Genomic DNA, 19818 nt, shown 5'->3' on the forward strand with positions numbered 1-19818 from the left:
GAACGCCCATGACCGTCACCGCCCACCTGCGACTGGAGCCGCGCGCGCACCAGCGCAACCTCGCCGAGGGCTTCGGCGCCGCGGTGCACGACCCGGTCTGGTTCCTGGGCCGGCAGTGGCAGATGGGGGAGCACCAGGGAGAGAACGCGTCGTCGCCGGTGTGGATCGACTACCGGCTGCGCCAGCGCGCGATCGCCGCCGCGGACCCCCGCTTCGACCCGAAGGTGATCCCGGCCGAGGCGATCGTGGAGTCGGAGATCGACGACTGGTGGACGATGGGGCGCCGCGTCCGGGTGGGGCGAGAGTTCGCCGACAACCCGTCGGTGACGGCCGATCCCTCGCTGCTGTTCCACAGGCCGGCGCCGCCGTACGAGGAGTTCGAGCAGGTGCCCGACGGCCTCCTCGTGTGGCGCAACCGCGACGCCCTCGGGCTCGCGCGCGAGGCGTTCCCCGCGGACATCCCGGCCGACAGCACGCCGGCGTGGGACAGCGAGCAGCTGCTCTACGAGCAGACCGCGGCGACGTCGTTCACCGCGGCCGGTCAGCAGCTCGCCGTACGACGGCACCGCGGCGGCCGCCTCGACTGGCACTCGGTGGACGCCGGGGCCCCGGGCGAGCCTGCAGCGGCAGGGCAGCCGCGGGAGGCGATCCCGACGCCGCTCGGCTACCCGGGGTCTCCGAGCACCCGATGGTGGCAGATCGAGAACGCCGACGTTGACCTCGGCGGCTACCCGCCGGACAGCGCGCACGCGGCGACGGCCCTGCTGACCGACCTGATCTTCTCCCACAGCGACGACTGGTTCCTGTTCCCGGTGCTGGCTGACGCGGGGCACGTGGTCGCGGTGGAGTCCGTGGTGGTGCGCGACTCGTTCGGGCGGGAGTACGACGACACGACCTGGGCCGGCCTGCGCCCACCCGAGGCCTGGCGGCTGTTCGGGGTGGACGCGCTGACCCCGGGGGACCCGGGTCTGGCGGACGAGGAGCTGGTGCTGTGGCACGTCGCCGAGCTGCCGCTCGAGAGCGCGCCCGTGGAGCGGGTGCAGCTCGGGCTCGACGAGCAGTCCAACCTGCTCTGGGCAGTGGAGCGGACCATCGACGGTCGCGACGTCGACCAGCGTGAGCTCACCCTCCCCGACGGGCCCCCCTTCAACGCGGGCGCGCCCCCCGGTGACGCCCGCGAGCAGCGCGAGTACGCCTACGTTCCGGCCCGAGGGATCGGGCCGTGGTGGACGCCGTACACCTTGAGCGACGAGGGGTCCCCGCGCCGCCTGATCCAGCGCAACCTCGCCGACCTCTCGCGGCAACGACCCAGGCCGATGCCCGACCCGGTGGCGCAGGTGCTGCAGCCCGAGGCCGGCAGCCCAGACCACGTGATCGCTCCGCTCGCGGTGCCCAGCAACGGCATCGAGCTCACCCGTCGCTGGTCGCTCGCGCGGGACATGCAGGGCAACCCGGTGCTGTGGCTGCAGCGCCAGCGTGGGCCGCTCCTGTCCCCGCCCGCCCGGACGCTGCGCTTCGACGTGATGGAGCAGGCCAACCTGCCGGAGACCTAGAGGGCCTTGGTCAGGGCCGGATCGGGTGCACGTCAGGCCGGCCCCGCGCCGTAGGACCTGATCTCTGTTCGGCCATGGCTTCGGGTGGTCGCGGAGGTGGCGGTCGGTGAAGCCGTCGTCGTGGGGGAGGTCGGCCGCGAGGGTTCGGTGAGGCGGTCCATGACGGCGGCCAGGGTGCTCAGCTCCTCGGAGGCCAAGCCCGGAAGGTGTCGCGCAGAGTCTCGATGCGGGCCTGGCGCACGGCTGCGACACGGGTGGAGCCGGCATCGGTGATGGTGACGACCACGGTGCGGTGGCCGTCAGGGCACCGGTCCCGCCGCACGAGTCCGGCGTCTGCCAGGGGGCGACGCGACGGGTCGCGGTGGAGGGTGTGATGTCGAGCTGCTCGGAGATCTCGCCCTTGCTCATGCCGCGCCCGTCGCGAGGCGGGACAGGAGCAGGAAGGTCGTGCGACGAACGACGGGACCCGTGACGACCGAGGCGTGACATGCTCCGCGCATGCCCCAGGTCACAGCAGAGGCGTGGATCCCGGTCCTGCCTGACACGGCGTTCGCCGTCTCGCAGACGACCGGCGAGGTCCGGCTGGCCTGGGACCCGTTCATCCGGCACCAGCACCTGATCGACGCCGACCGTCCGGGGAAGGGCGTCCGCACGCTGACCAGGGCGCGGGTCGGGCCGACGATGATCAGCCGCTACGTCTCCTACCGGCCGCCGACCTCGGTCGGCATGACGATGGAGTAGGGGCCGTGGTTCTTCGCGAGCTTCGGTGGCGGCTGGCGCTTCACCGCCGAGGACAGCGATGGGGTGCCCGGGACCCGGGCCGTGTGGAAGTACACCTGGTCGGCCCGGCCGGCCTGGCTCGCCCCGGTCGCCGACCCGATCGGCCGCTGGTTGCTGGGCCGCGAGATCCGGGCCCGGATCGCCGCGTTCGCGCGGGCCTGCGAGAACCCTGAGGTGCTGAGCGTCCTGTAGGGGCGATCGCCGTACGGGCTACCGCCGCTCTCCCGAGGGCTCGGTGAGGGTGGGGAAACCGGTGGGGTCGGGCTCGCGTCCGCGGCGGTGCTGACCGCACGAGGCTGCCAGGACGGCTGTGACCGCGGCGACCAGGAAGGCCGGTCGCGGCCACGAAGCCCCAGCCGAAGACGGCGCAGGCGACCATGGCTGAGGCGCTGATCGATCACCCCGCCCAGGTCTGGCGAGTAGCCAGCCACTTCACGCGGTCGTTGACCGTCTACCATGACTGCGATGACAACGTTAGGCGGCATCGCTATCATCGTTGTCAGAGAGAGGTGAGTGCCATGACGACCGTCAGCGTCCCGGTGCCGGCTGGCGTCGACGAGGACACGGCTCGCCGCGCCGCGCTGCGCGCGATGAACGAGGTGGCCACCATCGGTCTCGTCGAGAAGATTCTGGCCGACTCCTCAGCCCACATCGGTCCCGGCCACCTGGCTCAGGCCGCGCTGCGCGAGGAACGCTGGCGCGACGTGGAGCGCGAGTGGGGGATGCTCGCGGCCGACGAGGTCGCGCTGCTGACCGGCGCACGTCCCGAGTCGGCACGCTCCCACACCGCGAACCTGCGCCGCCGCAAGGGCCTTGCCGGGGTCAAGCGTCACGGCGGCCTGCTCTACCCGGGCTTCCAGTTCGTGAGGGTGGAGGACGATCTCATCGCCGTGGCGTCCGCATGGACGGCACTGAGGGCACTGCTGGAGCCGGCGGGCTGGAGCGACGCCGACGTGCTGGCCTGGGCCTCCGCGCCGAACGCCTACCTGGACGGCCGGTCGCCGGCCGACGAGGTGCACGAGCATCCCGAGATCGTGAGTGACGCGTTGCGTCACGCGGTCGACCGGGCCCTCCCGCCGCCTGCGCCGGGCCTGTAGTCCGCGTGAGCAGACGCGAGCCGCCCAGCGGTCCGCCGACCTCGCTCGCGCGTCCGGTGACCGAACCGCTGGTCGTCGGTACCCGCCTGTGGCGCATCCACCCGGCCGCGCACCACTCACCGAGCGGGCGCATCGAGGACGACGGGACTCTGTTCAACCCGGGCGTCGGCGAGCCCACCCGGTTCGCTCCGCTGCGCGACACGCGGGGCTCACAGGTCCCGACGATGTATGTCGGCGCCTCTCGCCGCGGAGCACTCTTCGAGACGTTCCTGCACGACCAGATGCCCGGCTCGGTCGTCGACTCGGCCAAGTGGAGCGAGCACCTGCTCAGCGCCCTGCGGATCGAGCGACGCATCGAGGTCGTGTCGCTGCACGGCCAGGGGCTGAGGTCGCTCGGGCTCCACGCCGCCGACCTCACCCATACCTACCCCGCGGGCTACCCGTTGGCCACCCGGTGGGCGGCGTGGCTGCACGAGCACACCGCCGCGGCCGGGCTCACCTGGACGTCGCACCAGGACGACGACGAGCGTGCCTACGTCCTGTGGGGCGACCGGGTCCATGCCGGCGCGCTCGTGCCGGAGTCCCCGGACACCGGAGGTGCCGCGCCGCTCGCCCTCGGCTACGGCGAGGGTCTCGACTGGGCGATGGGCGTCGCCGCGTCGGTGCGCGTCGAGGTCATCTAGCCGGTCGATCCCGCGCAGGCCCAGGAACCTGTGATTCGCGAGGTGGGCTCGCGGCCGTGAGCGAGGGGGGCACGGGCCGCACAGCACCGAGCATTCGTGAAGCTGGGCGTGCCAGGGCAGACTGCGGCCACACCAACGTTGCCACCGGCCGCCTGCTGTGCCTGCACCACCACCACCGCAAGGTCCACGACCCGCGGTTCGAGACCCGACACCATCCGAACGGCAAGGTCAGCTTCCACCGACGCGAGTGACGCGGGGTGGCAGTCACGTGACGACCACGAGGTCAATCCCCGGACGCTGCGTCCCCTCACAAGAACTCCCGCACCCCAGCCTGGATGTCGATCTCGCTCGCCGACTACCCCGCCTGCGGGAGTGGGTGACGACTCCGGACTGGCGGCTCCTGCTCAGGTCCGAAGCCCGCGCCCGTCTGCAGCAGTCTCAGGTGCCGCCCGCGGTCAGGTCCGCGGGCGGCAGCCAGTCGGCCCCGAGTAGCTGCGCGAGGTCGGTGAGGCCGGTGGTGTCGCTGCCCACCGTGTCGGAGGCTGCGGCGATCCGCTCCACCATCACCTTGCCGACCTGCTCCTCGACCGTGCCCTCGGCGTACGCGATGTGCCACGGCGAGACCTGGTGATCACGGTGGGTGCGACCGGTCACCTGGCGTGCGGCGATGCCCGAGAAGCGGGCCTGGTGGAAGATGCCGACCCGCGGCTCGGTGCTCGCCTGGCTGCCGTCGGCGAGGGTCTCGCCGGCGTGCAGGCTGATCGAGGCGACCGTTGTGAAGACGCAGACCTTGGCCCGCCCGGTCTGGAACCGGAGCCGCTCGGCCTCGACGTCGAACCGGTCGCGGCCATAGATCGTGGCCACGTCGATGTCGGAGTGACGCAGCCGGTCGACGATGGGGTCGGCGGCAGTGGTGACGAACTCGACCGAGCACGCCACCTGGCGATCGGACTGGACCTGTTGGGCGATCCAGGCGACCGTCGAGTCCACCCGGATCAGCCCGGCCTTCTGCCGGAAGCGCAGCAGCGCGGCCCGGCCCTTGGCGACGTTGCGGCCGCGACGCGCGAGGTCCATCTCCCGGCAGAACTCGCCCCACTCGGCCTCGTACGCCGTCCGCTCGGCCGGCGTGAGCGTCACCGGCATGCCGGAGATCGGCACCGGCCCCCACGGCGCGGCCCGGTGCAGCATCGCCGCAGGCCGTTCGTCGGCGAGCCAGCCGCGCACCAGCTTGAGGTCGGCCGCGCGTCGCGCGGGATCGGTGGTCCACGTCGCGCCGTACCGGCCCTGCTCCACCCCGACGCCGTGGCGCTCGAGCGCACGGGCGAACACCGCCTCGGGCTGGGTCGCCGAGGTCCACTCCCGCATCGGCTCGTCCAGCACCTGCGCATAGGCGGGAGCGAGGTAGGGCAGCTCGAGGGGCGTGTGTCCTGGCGTCGCGGTGGTCGCAATGACGAACGGAGCCTGGTCGTGCGGCCGCCCGTGCCCCGAGACCTTCGCCCAGAGCTTCCACCGCTTCGTCGTCGTACGCCGCAGCGCGTGGGCCTCGTCCGCGATGATCACGTCCCAAGCGTGGTCCTTGACCTTCTCGAGCCTGTCCCACGTGATCACCACCCACTCCAGGCCGCCGTCGCCCAGCGCCGTGATCGTGCGGCACCAGTGACCGATGGTGATCGCCGCAGGCCGGTCCGCCACGACGAGTACCCGCCGCGCGCCGCGGAGGTCGCCCACCGCCGTCGCCCCGAGGACGGCCGAGATCGTCTTGCCCACACCCGGCTCGTCGGCCAGGAGGAACTGCCGACCACCCGCGGCGGCACGCTCGGCGATCGCGTCGGCCGCCTCGAACTGGATCCGCCGGGGCTCGAGAGCGCCCGTCGGCTCGGGGCTGGGCGTCGGGTCCTCCGGGTTCAGGGAGTTCTCGATGAACCGACCGAGCGTGTACGGCCCCGGAGCATAGGGAGCGAGGTGCGGGGGCAGAGCGGGCCCGACGTACAGATGGACCCTGACCGCCGGGTGCCAGGTGGCACCGTCGACCTGCGTCCCGTACGGGACGTCGAGCACCCAGGTCCGCTCGCCCGGCCCGGCCGGCACCGGCAGCTGCGGCGGTCGCGTCCCGCCACGGCGGGGTGAGGGTCTGCGCCGACGAGCACCGGAACGGCGAGGACTGGCCACCCCCGGACGCTACCCGTGTGCCCGCTCCGGACGGACCCGGCGTGCCGAAGGCCCGGCACGCGTCAGGTCACCACGGCGCGATCACCAACCACCGGGCCGTATGACGAACACCACCTCGTCCGGCTCGACGGCGTCGTTGGCCAGGACCCGCACGTCGACGTACCCCGCCTCGACCCCCATGGCGTCGTGCTCCCGGTGGAAGACGTCACGCACCGAGACCAGGCCCTCCGACTCGATGGTGTACTCACCCAGCGTCACGAGGCCCGGCTGGTCGGCGGAGGGCGCGACCGAGACGACCGTCGGCCCGTCGACCGGGCTGAGCGTGGCCACGGCGATGCAGTCGGTCGTAGCCATGGAGGTCGCGCCACCGAACGACGTCGGCGCGGTGTATTCCTCCCGCCCCACGAGCAGCACGATCGAGTGGGGCGGTCGGATCGAGGGACTCACCCCGTGATCGTCTCGCACCCGCGAGAACGGCGTTGCTGCGCAAGTGTTTTGGTTGGATCAGGCAGACTGACGTCCCCTCTGCATCTTCGGCACGTCGTGCGAGCAGCGCGTGCTGGACGCGAGGAGACGCCGCTGTCCGCACCCGTCGGGCACGCGGCTGCCACACGCCCACCGGTCGAGGAGACCCATGCCCCACCTCATGTCGCCTGTCAGATCAGAGCCATGGCAGTGACCACCGCCCAGTCGGCTCCTTCGGCCCCGGCCGGGCACGCGGGGGCTCGGCGGACCCATGGCTTCCTGGTGGCCAACGCGTTCGTCATCGGCGCCATGGCCCTGGCAGCGAGCCTGGTGCTCGACATGCCGATCGCCGACCCGGAGGGCAGCTTCCTCGGACCGTCGTGGGTCCGACTTCCGGTGCTGTGCGTGGGTGCCATCGTCCTCGACCTCCTGCCCCGGGCGCTGTGGCAGGGACGGCTCCACCCGGCTCGGACGATCGAGGCCGTCCGGCACCGGCTGCGCACGCACTGGACGCGCCCCCGGCTGCGGCTGGTCGTTGTCGGCATCTCCGCGTTCTACGTGATCTACGTGTCCTACCGGAACCTGAAGTCCGTCCTGCCGCTCGTCCGGGACGTCAAGTACGACCAGGAGCTGCGGGCGCTCGACCGGTTCCTGCTGCTCGGTCACGACCCCTCCACCCTGCTGCAGGACGTCCTGGGCACGGGCGTGGCGGCACACCTGCTCTCCTCGGTGTACCTCGCCTACATCCCGTTGGTGGCGGTCCTCGTCACCGGCTGGCTGGTCTGGTCGAACAACATCGGCTACGGCTGGTGGTTCGTCACGGCCCAGGGCATCGCCTGGACCCTCGGAGCGGCGTCCTACTACCTGCTGCCCACCCTGGGCCCGGGGATCGTCTACCCCTGGCTGACGAGCGAGCTGACGTCGAACGGCACCTCCGACCTGATGAACTCCCTGGTGCACGCACGGCACGGGTTCTTGTGGAGCGGCGGTGAGTACCAGGGGGTGGCGGGCTTTGCCAGCCTGCACACGGCCATCTCCCTGCTGTGGGCGCTCATGGCCCGGCACACGATCCGCAACCAGGTGATTCGCACTGTGCTGTGGGTCAACTTCGCCGTCACGATCGTGGCGACCCTGTACTTCGGGTGGCACCACATCGCCGACGACCTGGCCGGCGTCGCTATCGCCATCGTCGCCTTCCGTGTCGGGGCCAGGGTGACCGGTCACCGGCTGTCTCCGCGCGAGCCGGATGCACGGGCACCGCAGCTCGATCACTAGCCGGTGAACGCCACTCACCGGTGCGCCCGATGTGCCCGGTGTGCCCGCCATCCACCGTGGTTGAAAAGATCGCCTCTGCACCGACCTCACAGAAACGCGCGCACCGCGTCCAACGTGTCGATCTCGCTCACCGGCTTGTCGTCGCGGTAGCGCAGCACGCGTGCGAACCGCAGCGCCAGGCCCCCGGGGTAGCGCGTCGAGCGCTGCACGCCGTCGAAGGCGATCTCGACCACCTGCTCCGGCAGGACGTGTACGACGTGACCCGACCGGGACGTCTCCAGCTCGAGGAAGCGCTCGGTCTGCCAGGCGAGCATCTCGTCGGTCATCCCCTTGAAGGTCTTGCCGAGCATCACCGGCTCGCCGTCGGGGCCGCGGGCGCCGAGGTGGATGTTGGAGAGCCAGCCCTGGCGGCGGCCGCTGCCCCACTCCACAGCGAGGACGACCAGGTCGAGGGTGTGCCGGGGCTTGACCTTGACCCAGGCCGAGCCACGCCTCCCCGCGTCGTACGCCGCATCGAGCCGCTTGATGATCACGCCCTCCTGGCCGTCGGCGATCGCGGCGTCGAAGAACGCCTTTGCCTCCTCGGGTGAGTCGGTGACCAGCCGCGGCACGCGCAGCGACTCCGGCACGGCAGCGTCCAGCCGCTCCAGGCGGGTGCGGGTGGGGGCCTCGATCAGCGACTCGTCCTCGTGGAGGAGCAGGTCGAAGAAGAACGGCCGGATGCCGGTCGCGCCGGTGTGGGTGGCGGTGGTCGACGCCGTCTCCTGGAACGGGCGGGGCCGGCCCGCCTCGTCGAGGGTGAGCGCCTCGCCGTCGAGGATCAGGTCGGTCGCGAGCAGGGACCGGGTCGCCGCGACCACCTCGGGCAGCCGGGTGCCGATCTCGTCGAGGCTGCGGGTGAACACCGCCACCTCGTCGCCGTGCTTGTGCACCTGGATCCGGATGCCGTCGAGCTTGGTGTCGACCGCGAACATGCCGGCGACCTTCTCCACCCCGGCCGCGACGTCGGGCGCTGAGCCGGCCAGCATCGGGCGCACCGGCCGTCCGACCACCATGCTGAAGTCGAGCAGCGCCTCCGCGCCACCGGTCAGCGCAGCCCGGGCGATCGGACCGGTCGGGGCGCTGAACATCGCCGCTCGGCGCACCACCTTCAGGTCCAGGCCGGCGGCCTCCGCGATCGCGTCGAGCATCACCGAGTCGAGCGCGCCCTGGCGCACGTTGCCGGTCACCAGGTTGCGCAGGAAATCCTGCTCACCGGCCGTGAGCCGCGCGAACAGCTCGGTCACCGCTGCTCGCCGCGCGGTCATCGAGCCGGAGCCGGCGAGCACGCTGAGCTCCTCCAGCGTGCGGTCGACCTCGGGGAGCCCGACCGACGGCTCCGGAGCCGGGGGCGGGAGGTCGGAGAGCCCGCGCCAGCCGACGCCGGTGCGCCGCTGGCGGAGCGTGCCGGAGAGATAGGAGGCGGCGATGTCGAGCTCGTCGGGGTCAGGGGAGGCGGCTGCCTCGCGCAACAGCCCGGCGATCAGCTCGCGCTTGGCGAGGCGCGAGCGGGTGGCAGCCACCTGTGCAGAGACCTCGACGAGCCGGGCGAGCAGCATGCGGACCATTGTGTCGGCAGGCGCCGACATAGTCTCGGAGCATGCCCACCAGCACGCTCGCTCCGCTCGTGCGCGTCTGGCGACCGGACTGGCCGTGCCCGGTGATGAAGGTGCTGCTGACCCACCGTCGCGGGATGGGCGACCCGACGTTCCGGACCGCGGCGGACGGCTCGATCTGGCGCGGGGTGCGCACGCCGGAGGGCACCACGTCGCTGCGGCTGACCACCGACCCGGGGGCCGGCATCGTGATCGGCGAGGCGTGGGGGAGCGGTGCGGAGTGGATCCTCGAGCAGCTTCCCCGGATGCTGGGCGCCGACGACGACCCCTCGGGCTTCGTGCCCCACCACAAGCCGATCGCCGACGCCTGGCGACGACACTCCGACTGGCGCCTTGGGGCCACCGACCTGGTGATGGAGTCACTCGTCCCGGCGATCATCGAGCAGAAGGTCACCGCCCTGGAGGCGTTCGCCGCCTTCCGGACCCTGGTGCACCGCTTCGGGGAGCGGGCACCCGGCCCGCCCAGCGAGCCCGACCCGCCGGTCCGGCTGTGGATCCAGCCCTCGCCCGAGCAGCTGCGGGCGATCCCGTCGTGGGAGTGGCTGCGGCTGCCCGTGGACGGCGCCCGGTCGCGTCCCGTCCAGCACGCCGCCCGGGTCGCTGCCTCCCTGGAGCGCGCCGGGCGCGAGACGCCCGAGGAGTTCGACCGTCGGGTGCGGACCCTTCCCGGGGTCGGGCTGTGGACCAGCGCCGAGACCCGCTCCAGAGCCCTCGGCGACCCCGACTCGGTCAGCTTCGGCGACTACCACGTGGCGGCGAACATCGGCTTCGTGCTGACCGGGGAGCCGGTCGACGACGAGGGACTCGCCGTCCTGCTCGAGCCGTACGCCGGGCACCGGCACCGCGTGCAGCGGCTGGTCGAGCTCGCGGGCCTACGACGGCCGCGGCACGGCCCACGAATGGCGCCGAGAACCCACCTTCCGGGCCGCTGAGCCCCTAACGTGTGCGACGTACCCCACACCAGGAGTCGCCCGTGTCCGCCCTGCTCGACCGATTCGTCGCCATGTCACCCGCCGAGGTGAGCGACTACTTCTGCACCACCGCCATCGACGAGGTCACCGCGATGATCCGCGACGCCTCCGACGAGGAGCTGAAGAAGCTCCTCGACCGCGACGAGTTCCGGGCCGCCGCCGTGGCCGCGATCCTGGATCGGTTCGAGGAGTTCTCCGACGCGGAGCGCCTCGCTGAGGTCGACGGGGTGGTGCGGTTCGAGCTCACCCGTTCGAAGAAGAAGCCCGAGGTGCACACCGCACGTTTCGCGGCGGGCGACGTGAGTCTCGACGAGGGCGCCGACCCCGACGTCAGCATCCGGGCCGACATCGTCGACTTCGTGCGCCTGGCCACGGGACAGGCCAACGCCGCACTGCTCTACCTCGGCGGACACCTCGGGATCGAGGGCGCCGAGCTGCTCGCGCTCGCCGTGGGCACGGTGTTCACCGTCCCCGGCAGCGACCGGGCCGTGCTCGACCCCACCGCCCTGGACCCGGTCGACGTCGCGACCGCGGTCTCCACGTCGTCGGGCAAGCACATGCGCGCGGTGATGGAGGGCGGCTTCCGCCCGATCGTGCTCGAGGAGGTGTTCCGCCGCTTCCCCGACTTCATCGACACCGGGAAGGCCGTGGATCTCCAGCTGTGCGTCGGCTTCCGCATCGGCGGCCGCAAGGACGGGGAGGTCGACCGCTACACCGTGCACGTGGAGGACGGCACCTGCCGCATCGAGACCAGCCCGCCCGAGGGGCAGCGCCGCGACGCCACCATCTCGCTGGACGGTGCCGACTTCCTGCGGCTCGCCACCGGCCAGCTCCACCCTGTCCGCGGCGTGTTGACCGGCGCCATGAAGGTCAAGGGCGACCGCGCGAAGGCGCTCGCGCTCAACGCGGTGATGGTGCCGCCGCAGCCGCGCAGCTGAAGGGCGGCACCCTGACCCGAGTTGCGCCGGAGAACGCGACCCCATGGTGGTCGAGCAGCGAGCGCAGCCTTGCGTCGAGCAGCGAGCGCCAGCGAGCGGACAGTCGAGACGAGCGGAAAGTCGAGACCACACCGGGTGAGGCGAGGACCACATCGCACCAGCCGTCCCACACCATGGAAAGGCGCGCTCGTGCTCCGCGCTGCCGGGATCGGTAAAGGAGAGGATCGCCACGGCCTGACCTGCCACACTGCCTCGGTGAGTCAGTCGCGGAGCAAGATGTTGCACCGACTGGCAGTTGCCAAGCGGGATCGGGATCCGGTGACCATCCGGCGCAAGCACCTCGACGTCGACATGGACTCGGGTTTCGTGCTCGCGATCGCTGACGACTGGCTCATCCTCCAGGGTCTGGTTGAGGGAGGCCGCCTCGATGCTGTGGTCCTCCTGCGGCTGGACCACGTGACGAAGGTGCAGTCACACGAGAATCGTGCCTTCGTGAGCCGAGCAGTCTCGGGTCGCGGAGTGCCGCTGGCCGAGTTCGAGTGTCCCCGAGAGGCTTCGACCAGCGACCTGCTTCGTCTGGTGGATGCCCGTGCCGAATTGATCTGCATCTACCTCGAGACTCGTGCTGACTACTGGCTCAACGTCGGGAAGGTCGTACGCATCGGAGAGAAGCGTCTGGACCTGCAGTTCATCGGCAGGGATGGAGTCTGGGTGGACTTCGTCGAATCGTGGAAGCTGAAGGACATCACTCGCATCGAGTTCGGTGGCCGATACATCCGGGCGCTCGAGATGTTCGGGGAGCCGGCACCAGCGGTCAGGAAGACGGTGAAGCGCTAGCGGACACCGTGAACCACCACTGCAGTGGGAAGTTGTGATGGCGCGTACATTCAGTCGCTGATCTTCACACAGGAAACTTCCCAGAAAGTTCGAGAATCCCCTGTAGAACAAGGGGAATCTCGTCAGTTTCTGTCGGTGGTCGCTGCTTGGATTGATTCATGACCAGCCAGCCGGACACCTCCGGACACCCCGTCGGGCGCCTCCTGCGCCGGTCGGGTCGCGGCCGAGCTGGCCCGGATCCGCCGCGAGGTCCAGGGGCTGCAGGACACGTTGTGGGCGGCCGGTCGCGGCGAGGAGCTGATGGACGCGGTCGCCGAGGCGGAGTCGCTGAAGTCCACGATCGATGCCCTCGAACTGGGCATCGTGCACGAGCTCGAGGTCACCAACGCCGTCAAGCCGGTCGGGTGGGCCTCGACCCAGGACTTCGTCACCGCCGTTGCGGGTGGTCGCAAGGGCGCGGGGTCTTCGACGGTGCGGCTCGCGGCCGCGGTGCGGACCGCGGTGCTGGCCCCGGTCGGTGTGGCGCTCGCTGACGGGTGGCTCTCGGTCACCAAGGCCCAGGTGATCGAGCGAGCCGTCGAGGACCTGCCCACCAATCCCGGCCTCCGCACCCGCGGGTGCCAGGCGATGCTGGCCGAGGCCAAGGCACTCGATGCCACCGACCTGGCCAAGGTCGGCCGGATCCTGGTCACCCTTGTGGACCCCGACGGCGCGGAACGCCGGGCCGAGCGGGAGATGGAGCGTGAGGACCGCGCTGCCCACCTGGACCGTGATCTCTCGGTGCGGTTCGACACCGCGGGTGGGGCCTGGATCAAGGGCCGCTGCTCGGCCGAGGACGGCGCCAAGCTCCGCGCCACCCTCCTCCCCCTGGCCAAGCCCCAGCCCACCGCCGGCCCGGTCTGCGACCCCGGCACCTGCGTGATCCCCGGGTGCGGGCACGACGGCCGCGACCCCCGCGACCACGGCGCTCGGATGCTCGACGCCCTGGTCGAGCTCTGCGACCGCGCGGCGGCGGTGGAGCTGCTGCCGGAGTGTCACGGAGCCAGTCCACGGGTATCGGTGACCATCACCCTGGACGACCTCCGCAACGGGACCGGGTTCGGGACCACGGAGACCGGCGAGGACCTCTACGTCGCGGCGGTGCGCCGGATGGCATGTGATGCCTACGTGATCCCGATCGTCCTTGGCACTGCCGGTGAGGTCCTCGACGTCGGCCGGCAGCTGCGCCTGGTCACCGCGGCGATATGGAGGGCCCTGGTCGCCCGGGACAAGCACTGCCGGTTCCCGAACTGCACCCGGCCACCGGTGATGTGCCACGCACACCACCTCGTCCACTGGGCAGACGGCGGTGAGACCTCTCTGGCCAACCTGATCCTGCTCTGCGGGCACCACCACCGGCTCGTCCACGCCGGGCCCTGGCAGATCAGGGCCACCGGACCCAACGAGTTCGCGTTCGTGCCACCGGCCGGCGTACGCCGGATGAGCCTGGGTGGGCGGGAGCCGCCTGATGGGTGAGGTCTGTGGCCGGGGTGCCGGGAGTGGTCTCGACTGTCCGCTCACTTCGTTCGCTGCTCGACCACCTTGGGGGTTCGCCGCTGCGTTCGCTGCTCGACCGCCTTGGGGTCGCCGGAGTGGTCTCGACTGTCCGCTCACTGCGTTCGCTGCTCGACCACCTTGGGGTCGCCACTGCGGTCGCTGCTCGACCACCATGGGCGCCGCAGGGGGAGAAGGGAGCGGGGTCCTCAGGGGTGGTGACGCCGGCTGACCGGGCCGCGGCGTACGGCGTCGCGCAGCTGGCGGGCCACCGTGCGTGGCCGCAGCACCGGGGTGTCGTCCGAGTCGCCGGCCCGCATGCCGGCGACGATCTCGCCGAACACGCTCATGGCGTCCGTCGTCGGCTTCCAGCCGAGCTCGCGCCGCGCGCGCGAGGTGTCCATCAGGGGCGAGGCGAAGCCGAGGTCGAGCCACCCGGGATCGACCTGCTGCAGGCGGGCGTGCCACGCCCCGGCCATCGCGGCGCGGACGAGACGCGCGGGCACGTGCACCGGGCGGGCCCCGAGCACCTCGGCGATGCGGTCGGTCGTCATCGGCGGCTCGGCGGCGAGGTTGAACGCCCCACCGACCCGCTGCACGAGGACCCGCTCGATCGCCTCGGCGACGTCGTCCGCGTGCACCATCGCGATGGCCAGCCCGCGGTCCAGCGGCAGCACGGGGAGCAGGTCCAGCACCTTCCCGGGCACGATCGCCGGCACGCCGTAGCGCAGCAGCGCGCTCCCGGCGCTGCGCTGGCCCATGATGCCCGGTCGGATCCGGGTGATCAGCACGTCGGGACGGGTGGTCTCGTGCGCGTCGAGGAGCCGCTCGGCCGCCGCCTTGTGCTGGCTGTACGGCGAGGTCGGCACCCCTGTGGTGGGCCAGCTCTCGTCGACCGGCCGGTCGTCCCGCTTCGGGGCGTAGGCGCCGACCGAGGACAGGTGCACCAGGTGGGGGACGGTCGCGGCGTCGACCGCCTCGAGCACGCGCCGGGTGCCGCCCACCCCGAGCTCCTGGAGCCAGTCGAGCTCGTGGGAGGGCTGGAAACCCCAGGCGAGGTGGACCACCGCGTCGGCTCCCCGGAAGGCCTCCCGCAGCGTCGGCATCGCACTGTCCTGAGTGAGGTCTGCGGTGACCCACTCGATGTCGGCGAACCCGGGGTGCGGCGGGCGCCGCGAGATCCCGACCAGGTCGTGGTCGGGCGCGAGCCTGCGCACGACGGCAGATCCCAGGTTGCCGCTGGCTCCGGTGATGGCGATGCGCATGCTGCCTCCCGAGGTCGGAGTGGTGGGTTCCGTCAGCTTGGGGAGTACCCAGCCGCGGGGGATGCACCGTCCCGGCGTACCCCGTAGGGGCGAAGCGCGCCCCGGCGGGTCCTGGGTCTGGCCAACGCTTGTCCGGTGCGCAAGGCTCGGGGCACACGGGGCAGCTACAGACCATCGCCCGGCTCACCCGGCAGACACTGGACACTGGAGGACCTTCGATGCGCAGCACGATGCAGGACGGCCAGCTCACCATCGCCGAGCTGATGAGGCACGGAACCACCGTCCACCGGGACTCGGAGGTCGTCACCGCGACCGCCGACGGCACCCGCAGCCAGACGTACGCCGAGCTGGGCCGCCGGGCCGCCCAGCTGGCCAACGGGCTGCGCTCGCTGGGGATCGAAGGGGACCAGCGCGTCGGCACCTTCCAGTGGAACAACGCCGAGCACCTCGAGGCCTACCTCGCGATCCCGTCCATGGGGGCGGTGCTGCACACCTTGAACATCCGGCTGTTCCCCGAGCAGCTCGTCTACATCGCCAACCACGCCGAGGACCAGGTGGTGATCGTCGACGACTCACTGGTGGGGCTGCTGGCGCCGCACCTGCCGGAGATGAAGACCGTGCACCACGTGCTGGTGGCCGGGCCCGAGGCGGCCTCGGCCGACCTGGACTCGCTGCGCGCCAGCGGCAAGGAGGTGCTGCTCTACGACGAGCTCCTCGCCGACCAGTCCGAGGAGTTCGACTGGCCCGAGCTGGACGAGCGTGACGCCGCCGCGATGTGCTACACGAGCGGCACCACCGGCAACCCCAAGGGCGTGGTCTACAGCCACCGCTCCGCCTGGCTGCACTCCCAGGCCGTCTCCACCGGCAACGTCGGCGCCCTGAGCTTCCACGACCGGGTGCTCCCGATCGTGCCGATGTTCCACGCCAACTCCTGGGGCCTGGCCTACGCGGCGCTGATGAGCGGCGCCTCGCTGTGCATGCCCGACCGGTGGCTGCAGGCCGAGCCGCTGTGCCGGTTCATGAACGAGTCGGAGCCGACCGTGTCCGGCGCCGTCCCGACGGTGTGGAACGACGTGCTCGCCTACCTGGACAAGAACCCCGAGAAGAAGCCCGAGTCGCTGCGGCTGATCCTGTGCGGCGGCTCCGCGGTGCCGGTCTCGTTGCAGAAGGCGCTCCAGGACCGCCACGGACTGCTCGTCCGGCAAGCCTGGGGGATGACCGAGACCTCGCCCGTCGCCAGTGCCGGGATGCCGCCTGTGGGAGCCGACGGCGACGACCAGTGGACCTACCGGGGCAGCCAGGGCAGGGTGCTGTGCGGGGTCGAGGGGCGCATCGTGGCCGACGACGGCAGCGAGCAGCCGTGGGACGGCAAGGCCGTCGGTGAGCTGCAGGTCCGCGGTCCCTGGGTCACGGCCGCCTACTACAACTCCGACGACCCCGAGGTCGACCAGAAGTTCGACGACGGCTGGCTGCGGACCGGGGACGTGGGCTCGATCGACGAGCTCGGCTACATCCGCCTCTCCGACCGCGCCAAGGACGTGATCAAGTCCGGCGGAGAGTGGATCTCCTCGGTCGACCTCGAGAACGCGCTGATGGCCCACGACGACGTCGTCGAGGCTGCCGTGATCGGCATCCCGGACGAGAAGTGGGACGAGCGGCCGCTGGCCTCGGTCGTCGTACGCAAGGGGGCGAAGCTGACTCCCGCCGACCTGCGCGAGTTCCTCAGCAAGGACTTCGCCAAGTGGCAGCTGCCCGACGCTTGGGCCTTCATCGACGAGGTCCCGCGCACCAGCGTGGGGAAGTTCGACAAGAAGGTGATCCGCAAGTGGTACGCCGAGGACCAGATCGACGTCGAGACCTCGCAGTGAGCCGGTCTCGCCGGGCCGGTGAGCCGATGAGTTCTGGACCCCGCTGCGGGTCGGAACCCACGAGACCGACACAGCTGATGGGAGTCGACCCGTGCGCAAGCTGATCTACTCGATGAACACGAGCCTGGACGGCTACATCGCCGCGCCCGGCGAGGACATCGGCTGGAGCACCCCCAGCGACGAGCTGCACCAGTGGTTCAACGACTGGGCCGGCGAGATCGGCGTCTCGCTGTACGGCCGCAAGCTCTGGGAGCTGATGAGCGCGTACTGGCCGACCGCGGACCAGGAGCAGGATGCGTCGCCCGTGACGGTCGAGTTCGCCCAGGTGTGGCAGCGGACGCCGAAGGTGGTGTTCTCGACGACCCTCGACGAGGTGAGCGGGAACGCGCGCCTGGTCTCCGGCGATGCCGTGGAGGAGATCACCCGGCTCAAGGCAGAGGACGGCGCCCCGATGGAGATCGGCGGCGCCGGCCTGGCCGGGACGGCGATGCGCGCCGGCCTGATCGACGAGTACCGCGTGGTCACGCACCCGGTGCTGGTCGGCGGCGGCACGCCGTTCTTCAGCACCCTCGACTCCAGGGTGAACCTGCGGCTGGTGGAGACGCGAGGCTTCCCGGGCGGGGTGACCCTGGCGAACTACGCGGCCGTGCGCTGACCTCGCCGCCGCCGTCCAGGACCCCCGGTGTGACCCGGGAGTCGCCGGCTCAGTGGGGGTCGTGCACGCCCCAGGTGTAGGTCTGCTTCTCCAGCTCGAGGTAGAGGAACGTGTGGATCGAGACCACCCCGGGGATCGGCCTGATCCGGGAGGTGACCAGCTCGAGCAGGTGCGCATCGCTGCGGCCGACGACCTCGGCCAGGATGTCGAACCCGCCTGCGGTGATCACCACGTAGTCGACCTCCTCGATGGCGGCCAGCGCCACGGCCACTGTCTTGCGGTCACCCTCGACGATGATCCCGACCAGCGCCTGCCGGGCGAACCCGAGCTGGAGCGGGTTGGTCACGGCGACGATCTGCATCACTCCGGCCTCGACGAGCTGGGTCACCCGCCGGCTGACGGCCTCCTCGGTGAGGCCCACGGAGGCGGCGATCTCGGCGTAGGGGCGGCGTCCGTCCTGCTGAAGCTGCTCGATGATCTGCTTGGAGACAGCGTCGATGTTCAGCTGGGGGGTTCTGGCGGGCACCTGCCGCGATCGCTCGGTGTCGTCGCCCAGTTCGCCCTTGATCACAGTGGTCGGACCTTCCGCGGGACGTGGCCGCACGATATCCCGCGCCCTGCTGCGGCGTGGCCGATCAGGCTGCTTCGTCTCAGCGCGGGCCCCGTGGGGCTCAGTGTCCGCCGGTCAGCGGCGCCATCAGGCGGGCGAGTCGGCTCCGGCGCCCGGTCCTGACCTCCTCCGCGTCCGCGAGCGACATCACCCGCAGTCCGGCGTTGATCCCCAGCCAGCGCAACGGCTCCGGCTCCCAGCGTGGACTGCGGTGGTCGACCCAGGGGAGGTCGACCAGGTCGCTGTCGGCGCCGGTGACCAGGTCGGCGAGCGTGCGCCCGGCGAGGTTCGTGGTCGCGACCCCGTCACCGACGTACCCGCCGGCCCAGCCGATCCCGGTGCGGCGGTCGAGCCCGACCGAGGCGGCCCAATCCCGGGCGATCCCGAGGCAGCCTCCCCACTGGTGGGTGAACCGCACCCCGTCCTGCTCGGTGCCGAGCTGGGGGAGCAGGTTGCGCAGGACCCTGCGCAGGTCCTCGAAGACGCGCGGCTCGACGTCGTAGGAGGCACGCACGCGCGACCCGAAGTGGTACGGCGCCCCGCGGCCCCCGAACGCCAGCCGGCCGTCGGCCGTGCGCTGCCCGTAGATGATCAGGTGGCGTCCGTCGGAGAACGACGGCCGGTCGGCGAGACCGATCGACTCCCAGGTCGCGTCGTCGAGCGGCTCGGTGGCCACCATCAGGGAGTAGACCGGGGCCACGGCCCGCTTCAGCCCGGCGAGCTGGGGGGTGTAGCCCTCGGTGGCCCGGAGCACCACCTCGGCGCGGACCGTGCCGGCGCCGGTCAGGACGCGTCCCGGTTCGATGGCGTGCACCCGGGTGTGCTCGAAGATCGTCACTCCCGCGGCCTCGACCACGCGGGCGAGCCCGCGCACCAGCCTGGCCGGATGGACCACCGCGCAGTGGGGCGTGTACGCCGCGCCCAGGACCGCGCGCGCGGCCAGCACCTCCCGTGCCTCGTCGGGCTCGAGCATCCGTTCGTCGTCCTCGGAGAACCCCCGCGCGTGCGCCGTACGCACGTCGGCCCGCAGTCGTTCCAGCTGCACCGGGTTGCTCGCCAGCGTGATCGTCCCGCCGCGCCGGTAGTGCGCGTCGATCCCCTCGAGCTCGCTGACTCGGCCCACCTCGCGCACGGTCTCCTGCATCGCCCGGTGGAGTCTCAGGGCGCCGTCGGCCGAGGACTCCTCGACGAGGCGGTCCCACGAGGTGGGGAACAGCGCGCTGCACCAGCCACCGTTGCGTCCCGAGGCGCCGAAGCCGGCCACCTCGGCCTCGAGGACGGCGATCCGCAGCGAGGGATCGGCCCGCGCGAGGTAGTACGCCGACCACAGCCCGGTGAGGCCGGCACCGACGACCACGACGTCGTACGACGCCGGGCCGGGCAGCGGTGCCCGGGCGGCGAAGTCGTCCTCGGCCGTCTCGTGCCACAACGAGAGGGACCGGTAGTCGGCACCTCCCGCGACCA

The 19818-nt window shown here is 71.6% G+C and carries 18 protein-coding genes; 12 read left to right on the forward strand and 6 right to left on the reverse strand.

From position 1 onward, the window contains the following. The first annotated feature begins 8 nt into the window (after nucleotides 1-8). From AC4BGC_RS20585 to AC4BGC_RS20605, 5 genes are all read left to right on the forward strand, one after another. Complete coding sequence (locus AC4BGC_RS20585) at nucleotides 9-1553, forward strand: hypothetical protein (protein ID WP_490557452.1); 1545 nt, start codon at nucleotides 9-11, stop codon at nucleotides 1551-1553. A 498-nt stretch (nucleotides 1554-2051) separates the two neighbouring features. Next, complete coding sequence (locus AC4BGC_RS20590; RefSeq protein ID WP_490557453.1) at nucleotides 2052-2294, forward strand: SRPBCC family protein; 243 nt, start codon at nucleotides 2052-2054, stop codon at nucleotides 2292-2294. A 63-nt stretch (nucleotides 2295-2357) separates the two neighbouring features. Then, nucleotides 2358-2525, forward strand: coding sequence for a hypothetical protein (locus AC4BGC_RS20595; RefSeq protein ID WP_490557454.1), 168 nt, complete (start codon nucleotides 2358-2360; stop codon nucleotides 2523-2525). 326 nt (nucleotides 2526-2851) lie between these two features. Next, nucleotides 2852-3430 (forward strand): hypothetical protein, encoded by a 579-nt coding sequence (locus tag AC4BGC_RS20600; protein WP_490557455.1) that lies wholly within the window; start codon nucleotides 2852-2854, stop codon nucleotides 3428-3430. Between the two features lie 5 nt (nucleotides 3431-3435). Next, entirely contained in the window at nucleotides 3436-4113 is a 678-nt protein-coding gene (locus AC4BGC_RS20605; RefSeq protein ID WP_490557456.1) for an RES family NAD+ phosphorylase, read from the forward strand. Nucleotides 4114-4551: 438 nt separating this feature from the next. On the opposite strand, the gene AC4BGC_RS20610 is transcribed toward AC4BGC_RS20605, so the two are convergent. Both AC4BGC_RS20610 and AC4BGC_RS20615 read right to left on the reverse strand, forming a co-directional pair. After that, nucleotides 4552-6282 (reverse strand): DEAD/DEAH box helicase, encoded by a 1731-nt coding sequence (locus tag AC4BGC_RS20610; RefSeq protein ID WP_490557457.1) that lies wholly within the window; start codon nucleotides 6280-6282, stop codon nucleotides 4552-4554. 81 nt (nucleotides 6283-6363) lie between these two features. Beyond that, entirely contained in the window at nucleotides 6364-6729 is a 366-nt protein-coding gene (locus tag AC4BGC_RS20615; RefSeq protein ID WP_490557458.1) for a hypothetical protein, read from the reverse strand. A 222-nt stretch (nucleotides 6730-6951) separates the two neighbouring features. Here AC4BGC_RS20615 and AC4BGC_RS20620 point away from each other — a divergent pair, with 222 nt between their 5' ends. Beyond that, nucleotides 6952-8022, forward strand: coding sequence for a phosphatase PAP2 family protein (locus AC4BGC_RS20620; protein ID WP_490557459.1), 1071 nt, complete (start codon nucleotides 6952-6954; stop codon nucleotides 8020-8022). A gap of 86 nt (nucleotides 8023-8108) precedes the next feature. On the opposite strand, the gene AC4BGC_RS20625 is transcribed toward AC4BGC_RS20620, so the two are convergent. Next, the gene (locus AC4BGC_RS20625) at nucleotides 8109-9620 is read right to left on the reverse strand and encodes an ATP-dependent DNA ligase (protein ID WP_490557460.1); all 1512 of its coding nucleotides are present in this window, start codon (nucleotides 9618-9620) and stop codon (nucleotides 8109-8111) included. Nucleotides 9621-9661: 41 nt separating this feature from the next. Between AC4BGC_RS20625 and AC4BGC_RS20630 the strand changes: the two genes are divergently transcribed. The 4 genes from AC4BGC_RS20630 (at nucleotide 9662) to AC4BGC_RS20645 (ending at nucleotide 13938) form a co-directional block, all read left to right on the forward strand. After that, nucleotides 9662-10609, forward strand: a complete 948-nt coding sequence (locus AC4BGC_RS20630) for a DNA-3-methyladenine glycosylase family protein (protein ID WP_490557461.1) — start codon at nucleotides 9662-9664, stop codon at nucleotides 10607-10609. Nucleotides 10610-10650: 41 nt separating this feature from the next. Beyond that, on the forward strand, nucleotides 10651-11586 hold the full coding sequence (locus AC4BGC_RS20635; RefSeq protein ID WP_490557462.1) for an SCP2 sterol-binding domain-containing protein: 936 nt from the start codon (nucleotides 10651-10653) through the stop codon (nucleotides 11584-11586). A gap of 189 nt (nucleotides 11587-11775) precedes the next feature. Beyond that, nucleotides 11776-12423: a hypothetical protein gene (locus AC4BGC_RS20640; protein WP_490557463.1), complete on the forward strand. Its 648-nt coding sequence runs from the start codon at nucleotides 11776-11778 to the stop codon at nucleotides 12421-12423. 300 nt (nucleotides 12424-12723) lie between these two features. Continuing rightward, the gene (locus tag AC4BGC_RS20645; RefSeq protein WP_490557464.1) at nucleotides 12724-13938 is read left to right on the forward strand and encodes an HNH endonuclease signature motif containing protein; all 1215 of its coding nucleotides are present in this window, start codon (nucleotides 12724-12726) and stop codon (nucleotides 13936-13938) included. A gap of 227 nt (nucleotides 13939-14165) precedes the next feature. Here AC4BGC_RS20645 and AC4BGC_RS20650 read toward each other — a convergent pair whose 3' ends face one another. After that, nucleotides 14166-15221, reverse strand: a complete 1056-nt coding sequence (locus tag AC4BGC_RS20650) for an NAD-dependent epimerase/dehydratase family protein (protein ID WP_490557465.1) — start codon at nucleotides 15219-15221, stop codon at nucleotides 14166-14168. Nucleotides 15222-15439: 218 nt separating this feature from the next. On the opposite strand from AC4BGC_RS20650, the gene AC4BGC_RS20655 reads away from it, so the two are divergent. Continuing rightward, nucleotides 15440-17089, forward strand: a complete 1650-nt coding sequence (locus tag AC4BGC_RS20655; RefSeq protein WP_490557466.1) for a long-chain fatty acid--CoA ligase — start codon at nucleotides 15440-15442, stop codon at nucleotides 17087-17089. Nucleotides 17090-17180: 91 nt separating this feature from the next. Continuing rightward, nucleotides 17181-17744: a dihydrofolate reductase family protein gene (locus AC4BGC_RS20660; protein ID WP_490557467.1), complete on the forward strand. Its 564-nt coding sequence runs from the start codon at nucleotides 17181-17183 to the stop codon at nucleotides 17742-17744. A gap of 49 nt (nucleotides 17745-17793) precedes the next feature. Here the strand turns inward: AC4BGC_RS20660 and AC4BGC_RS20665 are convergent, their stop codons facing one another. Further along, nucleotides 17794-18315, reverse strand: a complete 522-nt coding sequence (locus AC4BGC_RS20665; RefSeq protein WP_490557468.1) for an Lrp/AsnC family transcriptional regulator — start codon at nucleotides 18313-18315, stop codon at nucleotides 17794-17796. Between the two features lie 100 nt (nucleotides 18316-18415). Further along, nucleotides 18416-19783, reverse strand: coding sequence for an NAD(P)/FAD-dependent oxidoreductase (locus AC4BGC_RS20670; protein ID WP_490557469.1), 1368 nt, complete (start codon nucleotides 19781-19783; stop codon nucleotides 18416-18418). Nucleotides 19784-19818 lie beyond the last annotated feature (35 nt).

It is taken from the genome of Nocardioides sp. Z38_18, assembly GCF_058215695.1.

Coding starts and splice junctions, on each gene's coding strand:
- AC4BGC_RS20585 (WP_490557452.1), top strand. CDS start 9: ATGACCGTCACCGCCCACCTGCGACTGGAGCCGCGCGCGCACCAGCGC.
- AC4BGC_RS20590 (WP_490557453.1), top strand. CDS start 2,052: ATGCCCCAGGTCACAGCAGAGGCGTGGATCCCGGTCCTGCCTGACACG.
- AC4BGC_RS20600 (WP_490557455.1), top strand. CDS start 2,852: ATGACGACCGTCAGCGTCCCGGTGCCGGCTGGCGTCGACGAGGACACG.
- AC4BGC_RS20620 (WP_490557459.1), top strand. CDS start 6,952: ATGGCAGTGACCACCGCCCAGTCGGCTCCTTCGGCCCCGGCCGGGCAC.
- AC4BGC_RS20625 (WP_490557460.1), bottom strand. CDS start 9,620: ATGCTGCTCGCCCGGCTCGTCGAGGTCTCTGCACAGGTGGCTGCCACC.
- AC4BGC_RS20630 (WP_490557461.1), top strand. CDS start 9,662: ATGCCCACCAGCACGCTCGCTCCGCTCGTGCGCGTCTGGCGACCGGAC.
- AC4BGC_RS20645 (WP_490557464.1), top strand. CDS start 12,724: ATGGACGCGGTCGCCGAGGCGGAGTCGCTGAAGTCCACGATCGATGCC.
- AC4BGC_RS20650 (WP_490557465.1), bottom strand. CDS start 15,221: ATGCGCATCGCCATCACCGGAGCCAGCGGCAACCTGGGATCTGCCGTC.
- AC4BGC_RS20655 (WP_490557466.1), top strand. CDS start 15,440: ATGCGCAGCACGATGCAGGACGGCCAGCTCACCATCGCCGAGCTGATG.